We start from the raw sequence: 17,890 nt of genomic DNA, 5'->3' as shown, positions 1-17,890 counted from the left end.
TGGGATGATCAAACCCGTGTCCAGCTCACCCGTTGCCCGACCGGACGAGGTGCGCCGGCACAACCGCACGACCCTGCTCCGCCTGTTGCACGTCGGCGGGCCGAGCACCCGGGCGACCCTGGCCGCCGAGCTGGGGCTCAACCGGAGCACGATCAAGACCCTCGTCGACGGGCTCGCCGAAGCCGGCGTCGTCGAGGAGAAGGTGCCGAGGCCGGGACGAGGGGCGGGCCGCCCCTCGCTCCTGGTCCTGCCCCAGCCGCACGCGGCGGTCGTGCTCGCGGTCGACCTGCAGGTCGAGCACGTCGCGCTCGCGCTGGTCGGGCTGGGCGGCCAGATCCTGGGCCGCAACAGCTGGAACCTGCGCGGCCGGATGGGCCAGCCCGACGAGGTCATCACGCACGTCATCGAGTCGGCGACCCTGCTGGCCGGCGACCTCGACGTGACCCCGGTGGCGGCCGGGGTGTCGGTGCCCGGCGTCATCCGGCGCGCCGACGGGTACGTGCACGAGGCCCCCAACCTGCGCTGGACCGACGTCGCGCTCGGCGAGCGGCTCGGCGGCGTCCTGCAGATCCCGATCCTGGTCGGCAACGACGCCGAGTTCGGCGCGGTCGCCGAGCACCTGCGCGGCGCGGCCCGCGGGGCGTCCGACGTGGTCTACATCTCGGCGGACGTCGGCGTCGGCGGCGGCGTCATCGCGGAGGGCTCGGCGCTGCGCGGCGGCGCGGGGTACGTCGGCGAAATCGGGCACATGGTCATCCGCCCGGACGGCCGGCCCTGCTACTGCGGCAGCAGCGGCTGCTGGGAGACCGAGGTCGGCGAAGCGGCGCTGTGCCGGGCCCTCGGCCTGCCGGAGGACACGCCACGCGGCGCGATCCTGTTCGAGCTGCGCGAGCTGGGCCGCGACCCGGAGACGTCACTGACGCGGCTCGCGGAGTTCGCCGAGTGGCTGACGCTCGGGCTGATCAACGTCGTGAACCTGCTCGGGCCGCAGCTGGTGATCCTCGGTGACCTGCTGACGGTGCTGCCGGAGGCGGTGCTGCGGCACGTCGGGACCGAGGTGCGGCGGCGCAGCCTGGTCAGCCGCGCGGTCGGCGGCACCCGGATCGTGAGCTCGGCCCTGGGGGCCGACGTGAAGCTCCTGGGGGCGGCCGAAGTGGCGTTCGAAGTCGTGCTGGATTCTGTCTGATTTCTTGTCCGGTTTCGTGTCCGGAATCACGGCTTTTCGCGGCCGGACCGTGATAAAGGCCACGCAATCTGCAAGATGCAGAAAGGCGGCCGGTGCCTGTGCGCACCAGCCGCCTTTCGCGTGTCTGGGTTACCGCTGGATGTCGGCGGACAGTTCCTTGAGCTTGGCCTCGTGCTCGCGGGCGTGGTGCCCGCAGAAGAGCAGTTCGCCGCCTCCGGAGAGGACAGCGCGTACCTGAGCTGCTGCTCCGCACCGGTCACAGCGGTCGGCGGCGGTCAGTTCGGGGCGGGTGAGCGTTGGCGTTGTCATGGGGGTCTCCCTCCGTCCCGGCATCGGTTGCCCGATGCCATCGATCCAGCTACGCCCACTTCGGAACGCTGCCGCTGGCGGCGATCGCCTTCGGCTCCGCGGTGTTCGTGCTTCCACTCTTCCAGACGTTTCGCGGCTCGCAAGTGTTCCCGCGCCGGTGGGACCTGAGTCACGTCGATTTACCCCGGATGTCGTAGCCGGATCCCGCAATGCCGGAGACGAATACCCGGAGAGTTACGTTTTCCGTGGTCAGGCACCATGGGGTCGTGAGTACGGTGACAACCCGCCGACGGCTTTCCGCGGTCCCCGCCCCGCTCTTGTTCGTTCTCAGCGGAATTTCGATGTACGCCGGAGCGGCGGTGGCGGTCGACCTTTTCGGCCACGCGACCCCGGCGGGCGTGGCGTGGCTCCGCTGCCTCGGCGCGGCGGTGGTGCTGCTGGCCTGGCGCCGCCCCTCCCGAGCCGCGTGGCGAGGCCGCAGGCTGGTGCTGGCGATCGTCTTCGGCGTGGTGACGGCGGGCATGAACGTGCTCTTCTACGAGGCGATCGCGAGGCTCCCGCTCGGCACGGCGGTGGCACTGGAGTTCGCGGGCCCGGTCCTCGTCGCGGCCCTGGGCTCGCGGACGCTGCGGGACGTGCTGGCGTTGGTCCTGGTGGTCGGCGGCGTGGTGGCGATCGCGGACGTCCGCATCGCCGGCTCCTTCCTGGGCGTGGCCTTCGCCCTGGCCGCGGCGGCCGCGTGGGCGGCCTACATCCTGTTGGGCAAGCGAGTGGCGGTCGACGGCGACGGAATCGACAGCCTGGCCATCGGCTTCGCGGCGGCGACGGTGGTGTTGTCGCCGTTGGCGCTGGGGACGGGGGAGCTGTGGTCCTCGCCCCGGATGCTGCTGCTGGGGGTGGGTGTCGGGGTGCTGTCGACGGTGGTGCCGTACGCGCTGGACCAGGTGGTGTTGCGGAGGCTGGGCCAGGCCCGGTTCGCGGTGTTGTTGGCGTTGCTGCCGGTGACGGCCGGGGTGATGGGGTTCCTGCTGCTGGGGCAGGTGCCGACGGTGCCGGAGGCACTGGGGACGCTGGCGGTGGTGGCGGGGGTGGCGTTGCGGAGCTGGGAAGGTGCGGGCCGGGCGGCGGGGGTGGAGCCGCCGGGGTGAGGTTGGGGGTGGTTGGCCGTGGTGGAGCCGCCGGGGTGAGGCTTTGGGCGGCTGAGGGCGGTGGGCTGAGGCTCCGAGTGGGCCGGCTTGGGTACGCGGCTGCGCCGAGGCTCGTGCTGGTTGGCGAAAGCCGGGCTGCGGGCGGTCTGGTGTGGCGGAGGTGTCGGCCGAGGCGCGGCGGTCTGCCGGGCCGACGCCCGCAGCGGGCCGGTGATGGCAATCGCCGCATGTCTGCTGCTCGCCGACGACCGCAATCGCCGTACGCCTGCGGCTCGCCGATGAAGGCAAACCGCCGCATGTCCGCGCCAGGTCAGCGGCGGCAAAGCCGCCGGTCGGCGGCTAGCGGTGTCTTGGCCGCACCGGAGCCGCCAGGCTGCTCAAAGTGGCCCGCGGCGCCCTCAGCCAGACCGCGCCCGCCGGGTTGTCCACAGCCCGCCCGTGATGTGGACAATCCGCCTCCGCACCCTCCTTTCCCGGCCTTATCGTCGGACCGGCCCGATACGCTGGAGCGGGGCTCGCCCCCCTGGGACGGGTGGGGGCTGTCCGGGGCCGGAGGAAGCGGGTGTGCCATGACCAAGGCGGCGTCCGCGGCGGCGAAGGACCTCGCCGCCGCCGGGGTCGGGGGTGTGCACCTCGCCTGGGCGGACAACAACGGCATCCCGCGCTCGCGGATCGTTCCCGTCGCCGGGCTCGCCGATGCCGCCGTTCGCGGGGTCGGGGCCACTTCGCTCTTCGCAGTTTTCGACAGTCATGACGCCATCACCTACGGCCACGCCGGGCTCGCCACGCCGTCCGGGGACATCCGGCTCGTGCCCGTCGTCGAGCGGCTGCGGCGGCTCGCGGGGCAGCCCGCGCTCGCCTGGGCGCCCGTGCGGCAGCTCACGCGGGACGGGGAGCCGTGGCCCTACTGCCAGCGGGCGGTACTCGAAGCGCAGGTCGCCGAGGGGGCGCGGCGGGGGCTCGAGTTCCGGGCCGGGTACGAGCTCGAATTCGCCGTCGCTCCCGCGGGCAGCGCCGACATCGTGACCACGCCCGGGCACCCGGGGCCCGCCTACAGCCCGCACGCCCTGGTCCGACTCGACGGCTTCGTCGCCGCGCTCCTGCACGACTTCGGCGCCAACGGGCTGCGGATCGGGCAGCTGCACGCCGAGTACGGCGTCGCGCAGGTCGAGCTGTCGCTGGCGGCCACCGATCCGGTGGCCGCCGCCGATGACCAGTTGCTGGCCCGGCAGACCATCCACGCCGCCGCGCACGCGCACGGGCTCGTCGTCAGCTTCGCGCCGCTCGTCGGGCTCGGTTCGGCCGGGAACGGCTGGCACCTGCACACCTCCGTCCACCGCAAGGGGCGGAACCTCCTCGACGACCTCACCGGCGACGGTGCCGGTTACCTCGCCGGGCTGCTGCGCGACCTGCCGGCGCTGACGGCGATCACCGCGCCGAGCGTCCCGTCCACGCTGCGGCTGCGGCCCGGCTACTTCGCGGGCGCGTACGCGTTCTGGGGCGTCGAAAACCGGGAAGCGCCGCTGCGGTACGTCCCCGGCTCGCCGCTGCTGGGCGCCGGCCACGCGAACGTCGAGCTCAAGACGTCGGACGCCTCCGCCAACCCGTACCTCGCGCTGGCGGTCGTGCTGGCCGCCGGGATGGCGGGCATCGAGGACGAGCTCGCGTTGCCCGAGCCGATCGCCGAGGACCCGGGCAGCTGGACGGCGGGGGAGCGGGAGACGCGCGGGGTGCGCCGGCTGCCGGCCGACACCGCCGAACAGGACGCCGCCCTGCTCGCCACGCCGCGGATCGCCGGCGTGCTCGGCGACGACCTGCTGGGCGCCTTCCGCGCCGTCCGGGCGTCCGACGCGGCGTGGGCGGCCGAGCGCGCGGCCGACGAGATCGTCGCCGCGCACCTGTGGCGTTATTGAAGGCTGGGATGATGGCGCTACGGAATCCGGGAAGCCACTGAGGGGACCGATGTCTTCGGGGATCGACGGCGGGCAGCTCGACCTGTCCGGGGTGCGCTGGCTGCCGGGCGGGGCCCGCCTGGCCGCGGTGGCCCAGGCGGAGCTGCCCCAGAAGGACGGCCTGGCCGCGGCGTTCTGCGGCCTCGCGGCGCTGCGGGCGGCCGGGCTCGACGTGCCCGACCAGGACGCCGTCGCCGCGGCCGCGGGCACGGTCCGCGGCCCGGCCGTGCGCCCGTCGGGTGAGGTGGGCCGGGCCGGGTTCCGGTTGCCGCTGCCGGTCGTCGACGACCCGGCCGCCGCCGGGACGCGGGTTTCGGGGCTGGCGTCGGCCGTCGGCTCGCTGTCGCGCGGCGCCCTCGTGGCGGTGCCGGTGACGGGGACGTGGACCACCGAGTCGCTCTTCGACCTGCTGGTCGGGCTGTGGGACGTCCCGCGCGTCGCGGTGATCGCCCGGATCGACGGCGCCGAGCTCGGCGCCCACGACACCCCGGAACGCGCGCTGCTCGACTACCTCGACACCGGCGTCCCGCCCCTCTGGACGTCCCGCTGGCGCCCGCCCGGCGGCCACTTCGTGCTCCTGGCGGGGATCCGCATCGGCGCCGAAGGCACCCTGCTGTCCGTTGTGGACACTTACGCGTCGTTGGGCGACAACGGGATCCACGACCAGCCGGTCGAATGGGTGACGGCGGCGCTGACCGGGCTCGGCGTCCTCGTGGTCGTCGACGCCGACCAGGCTGGCGTCGTTCGCGAAGCAGCTCGGGTCGCCGGGCTCAGTCCGTCTTCCTGGGACTGACCGTGACTTCGGTGGTGGCGAAGCGGGAGTGCCGCCTGCCGTAGGCGAAGTAGATCACCAGGCCGATCGCCAGCCACACGGCGAACCGGATCCACGTCAGCACGTTGAGGTTGAGCATCAGGTACAGGCACGCCAGCGCTGCCAGGATCGGGACCACCGGCGAGAACGGCACGGTGAACGGCCGGTCCAGGTCGGGACGGCGGCGTCGCAGCACCGGGACCGCCACCGCCACGATGATCATCGCCGACAGCGCGCCGATGCTCACCATGTCGGCCAGCTCGGAGATCGGGATGAACGCGGCCAGCACGGCGATCAGCGCCGCGCCGCCGATCGTCATCCGGTGCGGGGTGCCCCAGCGCGGGTGCGCCGTGCCGAGCGCCTTCGGCAGCAGGCCGTCGCGGCCCATCGCGAAGCCGATCCGCCCGATCGTCACCAGCTCGACCATCATCACCGACGTCAGGCCGGTCACCGCGCCGAGCGAGATCAGCGCGCCGACCCAGTGCTGGCCGACCTGGTCGAACGCGTCCGCCAGCGGCGCACCCGTGTCGATGTCGGTGAACGGGATCATGCCGGTCAGCACGATCGACACGCCGATGTAGAGCAGCGCGCACACGCCGAGCGCGCCGAGGATGCCGACCCGGAGGTCCTTGCGCGGGTTCAGCGTCTCCTCGCCGAGGTTCGCGAGGGCTTCGAAACCGGTGTAGGCGAAGAACACCACCGCGGCCGCGGTGATCATGCCCGCGATGCCGTACACCGACTGTTCTAGCCCCAGCGCGGCCTGGACGATAGGTTGTTCGAGCACCGTCGTCCCGGACTCGGGGGCCTGGGCCGTCGGGATGAACGGCGTCAGGTTGGCGCCCTTGACGAAGAACAGGCCGACCGCGAGCACCAGCACGCAGACCGCGACCTTCACGCACACCAGCAGGTTGGTCAGCCAGGCCGACTCCTTGATGCCCAGCACGGCGACGACGGTCAGCACGGCGATGATGAGCACCGCGCCGATGTTGACCTTCGCGTCTTCGCCGAACCACTGCGGCGACAGCCCGAGCAGGTTCGCCAGGTACCCCGACCAGCCTCGCGACACCACGGCGGCGCCGAGCGCGAACTCCAGCAGCAGGTCCCAGCCGATGATCCAGGCGAACACCTCCCCGAGGGTGGCGAAGGCATAGGTGTAAGCGCTTCCCGCCGTCGGGACGCTGGAGGCGAGCTCGGCGTAGCACAGCGCCGCGAGCCCGGCGACGACCGCGCCGAGCACGAACGACAGCGTCACGGCGGGCCCGGCGTGCGTCTTCGCCTCGACGCCCGCGAGGGTGAAGATGCCGGTGCCGATGATGATCCCGACGCCGAACCCGACCAGGTCGCGCCCGCGCAGTCGCCGCTTGAGCTCACCGGAGTCCTGGCGGGCCAGGACCTCGTCCACGTTCAGCGTTCTCCGCACACCCATGAGGAGAAGTTAGAAGGTCACGGGGGTTTCCGCAGATCGGCGATCGTCAGCCCGTTTTCCTGCGCGAGGATCGCCGCGTGCACGCGGGAGTGCAGGCCCAGCTTGCCCAATACGCGTGAGACGTGCGTCTTGACCGTGGTCTCGCCGATGTACAGCCGGGTGCCGATCTGGTAGTTGGACAGGCCCGCGCCGAGGCAAGCGAGGACCTCGCGTTCGCGGTCGGTGAGGGTGCAGAGGCCGTCGGGCGCCGGTGCCGGGCCCCGGGTGGACGCGGCGAACACGGAGATCAGCCGCCGGGTGATCTGCGGGGCGAGCACGCCTTCGCCGGCCGCGACGAGCTTCACGGCCTCGATCAGCCGCGGCGCCGCGACGGACTTGAGCAGGAACCCGGCGGCACCCGCCTGCAGTGCGCCGTCGACGTATTCGTCGAGGTCGAACGTGGTGAGCACGAGGACCTGTGTGAGCCCTTCGGCGACCAGCTGGCGGGTGGCGCTGATGCCGTCGGTGCCCGGCATCTGCACGTCCATCAGCGTGACGTCGGGGCGGAGGGCGCGGGCCTGCCGCACGGCGGAGGCGCCGTCGGCGGCTTCACCGACGACTTCGATGCCCTCGGCGTGGCTGAGGATGGTGCTGAGGCCGAACCGGACGGCGTCGTGGTCGTCGGCGATGAGGACGGTGACGGTCATCGGGGATCGCTCACCGGCAATTCCGCGCGGACCAGCCAGCCTTCGCCCGCCGGGCCGGCGGTGAGCTTGCCGCCCACGGCGTCGGCTCGTTCGCGCATGTTCAGCAGGCCGGTTCCGGCGCTGTCGCCGTCTTGCGGGTGGTGGACGTCGTTGCGGACCTCGACCGCGAGGACGCCGTCGAAATAGCAGACGTCGACGTCGACCTTCCCGCCCGGGGCGTGCTTGACCGCGTTGGTCAGCGCCTCCTGCGCGATCCGGTACGCGGTCAGGTCGACCGCCGCCGGAAGCGGCATCGCGGCGTCCACAGTGGACCCCACGTTGACCTCCAGACCGCTCGCCCGCGCCGACTCGACCAGCTTGGCCAGTTCCGCCAGCCGGGCGGGCGCGGTCGCTTCCGAGTATCCGTTGTCGGCTTTGAGCAACCCGATCATCGCGCGCATTTCCTCCAGGGCGCTCACACTGTTTTCCCGTACCGACTCCAGCACCGCCCGCGCCAGCTGCGGGTCCGGCAGCGAGAGCGCCGCTTCCGACTGGATCGCGATGGCCGAGAGGTGGCCGGCGATCACGTCGTGCAGGTCACGCGCCATCAGCTGGCGCTCGGCCGCGATCGCCGCCCGCCTGTCCAGCTCCGCGATCTTCGCCAGCTGCGCCGCGTTGGCCCGCTCGGTCTCGGCGATGTCCCGCTGCTGCCGGACGTTCGCGGCCCACCACACCGGCGTCACGACGAACGGCAGCACGCTCACCGCGGCCAGCACGGCCAGGCGCCACTGCTGCGCGAGCAGCAGCACCGCGGCGAGCGTGCCCACCACCGACAGCGCGGCGACGCCGATCATCACCCGGCTCGTGCGCCGGGAGCCGTACAGCGTCGCCGCGTACAGGAAGTCGGTGTAGACGATCAGCACCGGCAGCGACGGGCCGAGCCAGATGTCCACCGCGAGCACCGCCGTCGCCAGGAGCAGTGCGCCGGGCACCCACCGGCGCAGCAGCTCCAGGCCGCACAGCGCGGTCAGCTCCACGAGCCGCACCCACAGGGGAGCGTGGTCGTACCCCGCCAGCAGCCGGTGGATGCCGGCCACGTACACGCCGGAGCCGATCGCCCACGCGGTGAGGGCGATCAGTGCGTCCTGCTGCCACACCGGCAGCGAGTTGAGGCGAGGGAACTGCATGTGATCATCCCAGCACATCGCGTGGCCGGTCCGCGTCCTACGAAGTGATGACGCCCGGTCCTCACTTCCGACGACGCGCCGGAGCCGCCGGGTGGGAGAGCGTGGAGGGGTGGACGGAATTGGGGAGTTCTTCGCGGAGAACCCGATGGCGGTCGTGATCGCGGCGGGCGAGATCGGGTTCTGGGTGTTCATCGTGGCCGGGCTGGCCGTGCGGTACGTGCTGCGGGCGCGCCGGGCGTCGGCGGTGCTGCTGGCGATGGTGCCGCTGATCGACGTGGTCGTGCTGGTGGCGACGGTCGTCGACCTGGCCGGCGGGGCGAAGGCGAACTTCACCCACGGCCTCGCGGCGGTGTATCTGGGGTTCAGTGTCGTGTTCGGGCCGGCCATGGTCCGCTGGGCCGACGAGCGCTTCGCGCACCGCTTCGCCGGCGGGCCGGCACCACCGCCGAAGCGGCGAGGGCGGGAGAAGCGGCGCCACGAGTGGCGCGAGTTCTTCAAGTGCCTGCTGGCCTGCGGGCTCGCGGCGGTGGCGCTGCTGGCGGCGATCTTCGCGATCGGCACCCCGGAGCAGGTCGCCCCGCTGTGGTCGTGGTTCCCGCGGCTCGGCACGGTGACGGTGATCTGGCTGGTCACCGGTCCGGTCTGGGAGGAGCTGTTCGGGAAGCGCGAGGAGGTGCGGTCGTGATCGAGCTGCTGGGCATCCTGCTGGTGGTGCAGGGGGTGGGCGGGTTGCTGAACCGGCTGCTCGGGGCGCGGTCGCCGAGCTGGTTCGTCCAGCTGCACCTGCTGCCGCCTTCGCTGCACGTGGTGACGAGCGTGGTGATGGTTCTCGGTGGGGCGGTGGTGTTGTTCGCGATCCGGGCGAGGAAGGGACGGAGGTGAGGGGATTGGCGAGTGCGGGCCGGAAGGCGAGACAAGCGGAGGGCAGCGCGGCGGAGGGAGCTGGTTCCCGCACCGCCCAGCCCGGGCACACCGGCCGCCGGGGTGACGTCGGACCGTGTGGATGGCGGGAACGGCCGGGCACCGGAATGCTGGGGCCGTGCCCGATGAGATCCCCGCCCGCCGTGCCCTGCAGGAGCTTGCCGACCGGTATGGCGTCGCCACCCGGTACGAGAACGCCGACCAGGTTTGGGTCGAGGTGGACGACGAAGTCGTCGTCGCCGTTCTCGGGCAGTTCGGGGTCGACGCAACCAGTGCCGATGCCATCGCCGAAGCCCTCGACAGGGCAGGAAGCACCACCGGGCTGCCGCCGACGATCGTGGTCGAGGAGGGCGCCACCAGGGCGCTGCCCGGGGAGGCCGAGGTCGTGCTGGAGGACGGGACACGCCGCCGGGTGACCGGGGAGCTGCCCGGCGACCTGCCGCTCGGGTGGCACCGGGTGGTGACCGCCGAACAGGACGTCGTGCTCGCCGTCGTGCCCGCGAAGCTGCCAGCCGTGAAACCCGCGTGGGGGTGGATGCTGCAGCTCTACTCCTTGCACTCGCCCGGGTCGTGGGGCATCGGTGACTACGCCGATCTCGCCACCTTCGCGGCGCGGTCGGCCGGTGAGCTGGACGCGGGGGTGCTGCTGGTCAACCCGGTGCAGGCGATCAGCCCGGCGCACCCCGTCGAACGGTCGCCGTACTCGCCCGCGAGCCGGCGGTTCGCCAATCCCGTCTACCTGCGCGTCACGGCCACCGAGACGTTCGCGCGGGCCGATGCGGCGACCCGGGCCGCGGTCGAGTCGTTGGCGCCCGACCGCGAAGGCGACCTGATCGACTACGACGCCGTCTGGACGGCGAAGCGGGCAGCGCTCGAACTGCTGTGGCCGCACCGCGCCGAGGAGGTGCCCGAGGACGGGGACCTGCGGGAATTCGGGCTCTTCTGCGCGCTCGCCGAACTGCACGGCGCCGACTGGCGGGACTGGCCGGAAGGCCTGCGGGATCCGGCCGGGGCCGAGGTCGGCAAGGCACGCGAGGAGCTACGGGACCGCGTCGCCTTCCACTGCTGGCTGCAGCACCTCTGCCGGGTCCAGCTGGAAACAGCGCGGCAAGCCGCCCGGGAGGCCGGGATGACCGTCGGGATCGTGCACGACCTGCCGGTCGGCGTGCACCCGGGCGGGGCCGACACCTGGGCGGTGCGGGACGTCTTCGCCGCCGAGGTGCGGGTCGGCGCTCCGCCGGACGCGTTCAACCAGCAGGGGCAGGACTGGAACCTGCCGCCGTGGCGGCCGGACAAGCTGGCCGAGGCCGGATACGCGCCCTTCCGGGACGTCATCCGCGGTGTCCTCCGGTACGCCGACGGCATCCGCGTCGACCACATCGCCGGGCTGTGGCGGCTGTGGTGGATCCCGCCGGGCGAGCCCGCGCACCGCGGCACCTACGTGCACTACGACGCCGAGGCGATGGTCGGGGTGCTCGCGCTCGAGGCGCACCGGGCGGGCGCGGTCGTCGTGGGGGAGGACCTGGGGACCGTCGAGGACGTCGTCACCGAAACCATGCACGAACGGGGCATGCTCAGCTCCGCCGTCCTGTGGTTCGAACGGGACTGGGACGCGCCGGGCAAGCCGTTCACGCGGCCGGAGAGCTGGGATCCGGACGCGATGGCCAGCATCTCCACGCACGACCTGCCGACGGTCCCGGGCTGGCTGCGCAGCGAGCACGTCCGGGTGCGCGCTGAGCTGGGGCTGCTGGACCGCGGTGTCGAAGCCGAAGAAGAAGCGGCCGCGGCCGAACGGGCCGCGCTCATGGATCTTGTTGCGCGCGAAGGGATTCCGGACGACGACCCGGTCGTCGCGCTGCACACCCTGCTCGCGGGGGCCGCGTCGCGGCTCGTGCTGACGTCGCCGGCCGACGTCGCGGGCCAGGTGCGGCAGCCGAATCTGCCCGGAACCGTCGACCAGTACCCTAACTGGCGGATTCGCCTTCCCGTCAGCGTCGACGGCTTCTTCACCGCGAAGGGGGTTCGCGCCGCGGTCGCACCGCTGGCGGCGGCCCGTCCGTTGCCCGGGTAACGGCTTCTTCGCGGCGCACGACTCACGTCCGTCGACACGGACGACACCGGCACGACCCAAGCTCGAGGAGACCCCAGTGCGGCCCTGGCCAGGAACGCCCTACCCGCTCGGCGCCACCTACGACGGAGTCGGGACGAACTTCGCCCTGTTCTCCGAGGTGGCCGAGCAGGTCGAACTGTGCCTGTTCGACGCCGACGGCAACGAGACGCGCCACGCGCTCGAAGAGGTGGACGGCTTCGTCCACCACGGCTACCTGCTCAACGTCGGGCCGGGGCAGCGGTACGGGTTCCGGGTGCACGGGCCGTACGACCCGAAGCGCGGCTTGCGCTGCAACCCGAACAAGCTGCTCATCGACCCGTACGCGAAGGCCGTCTCGCACGGCGTGAAGTGGGACGAGTCGCTGTTCGGCTACCAGTTCGACAACCCGGACGAGCGCAACGACGACGACTCGGCCGGGCGGGTGCCCTATTCGCTGGTCGCGAGCCCGTTCTTCGACTGGGGCAACGACCGCCAGCCGAAGCGGCCGTACAACGAGACGGTCATCTACGAGGCGCACGTCAAGGGCATGACCGTGAATCACCCGTTCGTGCCCGAGCCGCTGCGGGGCACCTACGCCGGTCTCGCGCACCCGGCGGTCGTGGAGCACCTGCAGAAACTCGGCGTCACCGCGGTGGAACTGCTGCCGGTGCACCAGTTCGTCACCGACCACGGCCTGGCCGAGAAGGGCCTCACGAACTACTGGGGCTACAACACGATCGGGTACTTCGCGCCGCACGACGCGTACGCGGCGATGCCCGGCGAGGGCGGGCAGGTCCAGGAGTTCAAGGGCATGGTCAAGGCCTTCCACGAGGCCGGCATCGAAGTCATCCTGGACGTGGTTTACAACCACACCGCCGAGGGAAACCACCTCGGGCCGACGCTGTCGATGCGGGGCATCGACAACGAGGCCTACTACCGGCTGGTGGAGGGGGAGCCCGAGTACTACATGGACTACACCGGCACCGGGAACTCCCTCAACGTCCGCAACCCGCACACGCTGCAGCTGATCATGGATTCGCTGCGGTACTGGGTGACCGAGATGCACGTCGACGGCTTCCGGTTCGACCTCGCTTCGGCGCTGGCGCGCGAGTTCTACGACGTCGACCGGCTGTCCACGTTCTTCGACCTGGTGCAGCAGGACCCGATCGTCAGCCAGGTGAAGCTGATCGCCGAGCCGTGGGACGTCGGGCCCGGCGGGTACCAGGTCGGCAACTTCCCGCCGTTGTGGACGGAGTGGAACGGGCAGTTCCGCGACACCGTCCGCGATTTCTGGCGCGGCGAACCGTCGACGCTGGGGGAGTTCGCGAGCAGGATCACCGGCTCGTCGGACCTCTACCAGGACGATGGCCGCCGCCCGTTCGCGTCGATCAACTTCGTCACCGCCCACGACGGCTTCACGCTGCGGGACCTGGTGTCCTACAACGAAAAGCACAACGAGGCCAACGGTGAGGACGGCCGCGACGGTGCCGACGACAACCGCTCGTGGAACTGCGGGGTCGAGGGCGAGACCGACGACCCCGAGGTCCTCGCGCTGCGCGCCCGCCAGCAGCGGAACATGCTGGCCACGATGCTGCTCTCGCAGGGCGTCCCGATGATCCTGCACGGCGACGAGTTCGGGCGCACCCAGCAGGGCAACAACAACGTCTACTGCCAGGACTCCGCACTGTCCTGGATGGACTGGGAGCTGGCCAAGGACAACGCGGACCTGGTCAAGTTCACCGGCGGGCTGGGCGCGTTCCGGCACCGGCACCCGGTGTTCCGCCGCCGCCGGTTCTTCCAGGGCGGGCCGGTCGGCAAGGGCGACAAGCTCGGCGACATCGCCTGGTTCACCCCGGCCGGCGAGGAGATGACCGAGCAGAACTGGGACGACGGCTTCGGCAAGGCCGTCGTCGTCTTCCTCAACGGCAAGGCGATCCCGGACCTCGACCAGCGCGGCATGAAGGTCGAGGACGACTCGTTCCTGCTCGCTTTCAACGCCCACTACGAAGACATCGACGCCAAGCTGCCGGGCAACGGGTACGGCGAGCGCTGGACCGTCGTCGTCGACACCGCGACCGGCGAGGTGGAGCCTGCCGGCGCGGAGCCGATCGAAGGCGGCGGCCAGCTGACCCTCCCCGCCCGGTCCCTGATCGTGCTGCAGCGGACGGAGACGGAGCCCGAATGACGGTGCCGGAGTCGACCTACCGGGTGCAGCTGCGCCCGGAGTTCACCTTCACCGACGCGGCCGGCATCGCCGGCTATCTGCGCGAACTCGGCGTCGGCGCGCTCTACGCGTCGCCGGTGCTGGACGCGACGCCCGGGTCGACGCACGGCTACGACGTCGTCGACCCGACGCGCGCGCGGCCCGAGCTGGGCGGCGAGGACGCCCGCCGCGAGCTGAGCGCGAAGCTGCGGGAAGCCGGGCTCGGCCTGGTCGTCGACATCGTGCCCAACCACATGTCGGTCGAGGTCCCGAAGACGAACCGGTTCTGGTGGGACGTGCTCCGGCACGGCCGCGACTCGCGGTACGCGGCCTTCTTCGACGTCGACTGGGCACGCGGGCCGATCCTGCTGCCGGTACTGGGCGACGACGACGCCGTCGCGGAACTGTCGGTCCGGGACGGCGAACTCGCCTACTACGACCACCGCTTCCCGATCGCGCCCGGGACGGAAAGCGGGACGCCGCAAGAGATCCACGAACGGCAGCACTACCGTCTGATCGGCTGGCGCCGCGGCAACGCGGAGCTGAACTACCGCCGCTTCTTCGACATCACGAACCTGGCCGCCGTCCGCGTCGAGGACCCGACGGTGTTCGCCGAGACGCACGGCGAAGTGCTGCGCTGGGTCGCCGACGGCGACGTCACCGGCCTGCGCGTCGACCACCCGGACGGCCTCGCCGACCCTGGCGGCTACTTCCGGCGGCTGCGCGAGAACGCCCCGGGCGCGTGGATCGTGGCGGAGAAGATCCTGCACCCGGGCGAGCCGCTGCCGCAGAGCTGGCCGGTCGACGGCACCACCGGCTACGACGCGCTGCGCGAGATCGCCGGCGTCTTCGTCGACCCGGCGGGCGAGCCCGGCTTCACCGAGCTGGCGAACGAGCTGGGCGTGAAGACCGGCTACCACCGCGTCGAGGCCGAGGCCCGGCGCCTGGTCACCGACCGGATCCTGGTCGCCGAGGTCCGGCGGATCGCGGCGCTGCTGCGGGACGTCGACGCCGAGCAGGCGCGGCAGGCGGTGGCCGAGACCATGATCGCCTTCCCGGTCTACCGCTCCTACCTGCCCGAAGGCGCGGCGCACTGGGCCGCCGCGATCGCCGGGGCGCGCCAGGCCCGGCCCGACCTCGCCGCCGCGCTCGAAGCCCTCGACGCGCAGGTCCGCGCCGAGCCGGACGGCGAGCTGGCCACCCGGATCCAGCAGACGTCCGGCATGGTCGTGGCCAAGGGCACCGAGGACACGACGTTCTACCGCTACACCCGCTTCGCCGCGCTCAACGAGGTCGGCGGCAACCCGGACCGCTTCGGCCTCGGCGTCGAGGAGTTCCACCGGCTGGCCGCCGAGCGCGAAGCCGGCTACCCGGCCGCGATGACGACGCTGACCACGCACGACACCAAGCGGTCCGAGGACACCCGCGCCCGGATGGCCGTGCTGGCCGAACTGCCCGGCGAGTTCGCCGAAGCGGTCCGGCGGTGGACCGCGAAGCACGGGATCGACGAGCCGTCGCTCAACCTGCTCGCCTGGCAGACACTCGTGTCCACCTGGCCGATCGAGCCGGCCCGGCTGCGGGACTACCTCGACAAGGCGGCCAAGGAGGCCAAGCTCCGGACCAGCTGGACCGACCACGACGAGGCTTTCGAGGCCGCCGTCGCCGCTTGGCCCGACGCCGTCGTGAACGATGCCGACGTGGCCGCGTTCGTCGCGCGGATCGAGGGGCCGGGCTGGAGCAACTCGCTCGGCCAGAAGCTCGTCCAGCTGACCGCGCCCGGCGTCCCGGACGTCTACCAGGGCACCGAGCTGTGGGACTTCTCGCTGGTCGACCCGGACAACCGCCGTCCGGTCGACTACGCGGCCCGCCGCGAGCTGCTCGCGCGGATCGCCGAGGGTGAGCTGCCGGAGATCGACGCGTCCGGCGCGGCGAAGCTGCTGGTCGTGCACAAGGCGCTGAAGCTGCGCCAGGAGCACCCCGCGCTGTTCCGCGGCTACCGGCCGCTGCGCGCCGAGGGTGTCGCGGCGGAGCACTGCCTGGCCTACACCCGCAGTCCCGATCTGGCCGTCGCGGTCACCCGGCTGCCGGTCGGCCTCGAGGCCGCGGGCGGCTGGCGCGACACCGTGCTCCCACTGCCGGACGGCGTCTGGACGGACGTCCTCACCGGCCGCGACGCCACGCCGGACGTGGCCAGCCTGTTCGACCGCTACCCCGTCGCGTTGCTGGTGCGAGGAGACGCATGAGGTTCAGCCTGTGGGCCCCGGCCGCCGAGCGGGTCCGGGTGTCCGTCGACGCCGAGGTGCACGAGATGACCGCGGGCGAGGGCGGCTGGTGGCACGCCGACGCCGACGGCATCAACTACGCCTTCCTGCTCGACGACGACGAGAAGCCGCTGCCCGACCCGCGGTCCCGGTGGCAGCCGCACGGCGTCCACCGCGCGTCGCGGGTCTACGACCACGGCGAGTTCGAGTGGACCGACGACGCCTGGCACGGCCGTCAGCTGCCCGGCGCCGTCGTCTACGAGCTGCACCTCGGCACCTTCACCGAGGGCGGCACCTTCGACGCCGCGATCGACCGGCTCGACCACCTCGTCGACCTCGGGATCACGCACGTCGAGCTGCTGCCGGTGAACTCCTTCGACGGCACCGCCGGCTGGGGCTACGACGGCGTCCTCTGGGGCGCGGTCCACGAGCCCTACGGCGGCCCGGACGGGCTCAAGCGGTTCGTCGACGCGGCCCACGCGCGCGGCCTGGCGGTCGTGCTCGACGTCGTCTACAACCACCTCGGGCCCTCCGGCGCCTACCTCGACCGGTTCGGCCCGTACTTCGCCGGCCAGAACGACTGGGGGCCCGGCCTCAACCTCGACGGTGCCGGATCCGACGAGGTCCGCCGGTACGTCGTCGACAACGCGCTGAGCTGGTTCCGCGACTTCCACGTCGACGCGCTGCGCCTGGACGCCGTCCACGCGCTCCTGGACCGGCGGGCCGTCCACCTCCTCGAACAGCTCGCCACCGAGGTCGACGCGCTGTCCGCGGCGCTGAACCGGCCGCTGACGCTGATCGCCGAGTCCGACCTCAACGACCCGCGGCTCGTCACGCCCCGCGAGCGCGGCGGGTACGGCCTGCACGCCCAGTGGTCGGACGACTTCCACCACGCGCTGCACGTCAAGCTGACCGGCGAGACGAGCGGGTACTACACCGACTTCGCCGCGCCGGACGCGCTCGAGCGGGTCCTGCGCGAGGTGTTCTTCCACGCGGGCACCTGGTCGTCCTTCCGGGAGCGGACCCACGGCCGTCCGGTCGACACGCGGACCGTGCCCGGGCACCGCTTCCTCGGCTACCTGCAGAACCACGACCAGATCGGCAACCGCGCGACCGGCGACCGGCTGTCGGCGACCGTTTCGCCGGGCCGGCTGGGCTGCGGCGCGGCGATCCTGTTCTGCTCGCCGTTCACGCCGATGGTGTTCATGGGGGAGGAGTGGGCGGCGAGCACGCCGTGGCAGTTCTTCGCGTCCTTCCCGGACCCCGAGCTGGCCGAGGCCGTCCGCACGGGCCGCCGTCGCGAGTTCTCCCGGCACGGCTGGGGCGAATCGGACGTACCGGACCCGATGGACCCGGCCACGGTGGACCGATCGCGGCTCGACTGGTCGGAGGCGGACACGCCCGGTCACCGCGAGGTGCTGGAGCTGTACCGCGCGTTGATCCGGCTGCGCCGCGAACGGCCCGAGCTGGCCGACCCGCGGGTCGACGGCCTGCGGATCGACAGCTCGCCGGACGGGTCCTGGCTCGTGCTGCACCGCGGCACGCTGCGGCTGGCGGTCAACTTCGGCCCGGGGCCGGTCACGCTGCCGCTCGGGGCGACCGCGGCCCTGCTCGCCTGGGGCGGGGCCGAGGTCGACGGCGGGGCCGCCCAGCTGCCGCCGGACGGTTTCGTTCTGGTCGAAACCCGATAACCGCACCGCACAGAGCGCGCGAAACGGCCGGTATCTGGGAC

At 72.2% G+C, this 17,890-nt stretch carries 14 protein-coding genes; 10 read left to right on the top strand and 4 right to left on the bottom strand.

Going from position 1 to position 17,890, the window contains the following annotated elements:
- Positions 1-4: 4 nt before the first annotated feature.
- Complete coding sequence (locus tag H4696_RS20345) at positions 5-1,186, top strand: ROK family transcriptional regulator (RefSeq protein ID WP_086862681.1); 1,182 nt, start codon at positions 5-7, stop codon at positions 1,184-1,186.
- Positions 1,187-1,315: 129 nt separating this feature from the next.
- Here the strand turns inward: H4696_RS20345 and H4696_RS20340 are convergent, their stop codons facing one another.
- On the bottom strand, positions 1,316-1,495 hold the full coding sequence (locus tag H4696_RS20340; RefSeq protein WP_086862682.1) for a DUF7455 domain-containing protein: 180 nt from the start codon (positions 1,493-1,495) through the stop codon (positions 1,316-1,318).
- 341 nt (positions 1,496-1,836) lie between these two features.
- Here H4696_RS20340 and H4696_RS20335 point away from each other — a divergent pair, with 341 nt between their 5' ends.
- The 3 genes from H4696_RS20335 (at position 1,837) to H4696_RS20325 (ending at position 5,388) form a co-directional block, all read left to right on the top strand.
- Positions 1,837-2,643, top strand: coding sequence for an EamA family transporter (locus tag H4696_RS20335; RefSeq protein WP_420831506.1), 807 nt, complete (start codon positions 1,837-1,839; stop codon positions 2,641-2,643).
- 569 nt (positions 2,644-3,212) lie between these two features.
- Positions 3,213-4,556 (top strand): type I glutamate--ammonia ligase, encoded by a 1,344-nt coding sequence (locus tag H4696_RS20330; protein ID WP_192782437.1) that lies wholly within the window; start codon positions 3,213-3,215, stop codon positions 4,554-4,556.
- A 49-nt stretch (positions 4,557-4,605) separates the two neighbouring features.
- A complete protein-coding gene (locus tag H4696_RS20325; protein ID WP_086865394.1) occupies positions 4,606-5,388 on the top strand; it encodes a DUF6885 family protein in 783 nt (260 codons plus the stop codon).
- Here H4696_RS20325 and H4696_RS20320 read toward each other — a convergent pair.
- From H4696_RS20320 to H4696_RS20310, 3 genes are read right to left on the bottom strand one after another with little or no spacing between them, the layout of a single operon-like run.
- Positions 5,366-6,808 (bottom strand): amino acid permease, encoded by a 1,443-nt coding sequence (locus tag H4696_RS20320; protein WP_086865398.1) that lies wholly within the window; start codon positions 6,806-6,808, stop codon positions 5,366-5,368. The two genes, H4696_RS20325 and H4696_RS20320, sit on opposite strands and share 23 nt — an antisense overlap.
- Before the next feature lie 41 nt (positions 6,809-6,849).
- Positions 6,850-7,518: a response regulator gene (locus H4696_RS20315; RefSeq protein WP_086865395.1), complete on the bottom strand. Its 669-nt coding sequence runs from the start codon at positions 7,516-7,518 to the stop codon at positions 6,850-6,852.
- A complete protein-coding gene (locus H4696_RS20310; protein ID WP_192782435.1) occupies positions 7,515-8,684 on the bottom strand; it encodes a sensor histidine kinase in 1,170 nt (389 codons plus the stop codon). The genes H4696_RS20315 and H4696_RS20310 overlap by 4 nt, the downstream gene beginning before the upstream one ends.
- A gap of 109 nt (positions 8,685-8,793) precedes the next feature.
- Between H4696_RS20310 and H4696_RS20305 the strand changes: the two genes are divergently transcribed.
- The 6 genes from H4696_RS20305 (at position 8,794) to treZ (ending at position 17,849) form a co-directional block, all read left to right on the top strand.
- The gene (locus H4696_RS20305) at positions 8,794-9,369 is read left to right on the top strand and encodes a hypothetical protein (protein WP_086857775.1); all 576 of its coding nucleotides are present in this window, start codon (positions 8,794-8,796) and stop codon (positions 9,367-9,369) included.
- A complete protein-coding gene (locus H4696_RS20300) occupies positions 9,366-9,566 on the top strand; it encodes a hypothetical protein (RefSeq protein ID WP_086857774.1) in 201 nt (66 codons plus the stop codon). The genes H4696_RS20305 and H4696_RS20300 overlap by 4 nt, the downstream gene beginning before the upstream one ends.
- Positions 9,567-9,723: 157 nt before the next feature.
- Positions 9,724-11,676: a 4-alpha-glucanotransferase gene (gene malQ, locus H4696_RS20295; protein ID WP_338078692.1), complete on the top strand. Its 1,953-nt coding sequence runs from the start codon at positions 9,724-9,726 to the stop codon at positions 11,674-11,676.
- A 76-nt stretch (positions 11,677-11,752) separates the two neighbouring features.
- Positions 11,753-13,879 carry a glycogen debranching protein GlgX gene (glgX, locus tag H4696_RS20290; RefSeq protein ID WP_086857773.1) on the top strand — a complete coding sequence of 709 codons (2,127 nt, stop codon included), beginning with the start codon at positions 11,753-11,755 and terminating at the stop codon, positions 13,877-13,879.
- Positions 13,876-16,140: a malto-oligosyltrehalose synthase gene (gene treY / locus H4696_RS20285; protein WP_086857772.1), complete on the top strand. Its 2,265-nt coding sequence runs from the start codon at positions 13,876-13,878 to the stop codon at positions 16,138-16,140. The genes glgX and treY overlap by 4 nt, the downstream gene beginning before the upstream one ends.
- Entirely contained in the window at positions 16,137-17,849 is a 1,713-nt protein-coding gene (gene treZ, locus H4696_RS20280) for a malto-oligosyltrehalose trehalohydrolase (protein ID WP_086857771.1), read from the top strand. Before treY ends, treZ begins: the two co-directional genes overlap by 4 nt.
- The last annotated feature ends 41 nt before the right edge of the window (positions 17,850-17,890 follow it).

Origin of the sequence: Amycolatopsis lexingtonensis (assembly GCF_014873755.1) — a bacterium.
In the GTDB taxonomy this organism is placed as follows: domain Bacteria; phylum Actinomycetota; class Actinomycetes; order Mycobacteriales; family Pseudonocardiaceae; genus Amycolatopsis; species Amycolatopsis lexingtonensis.
Note: the sequence above shows the minus strand (reverse complement) of the source record. Positions and strands in the feature narration are given on the sequence as shown.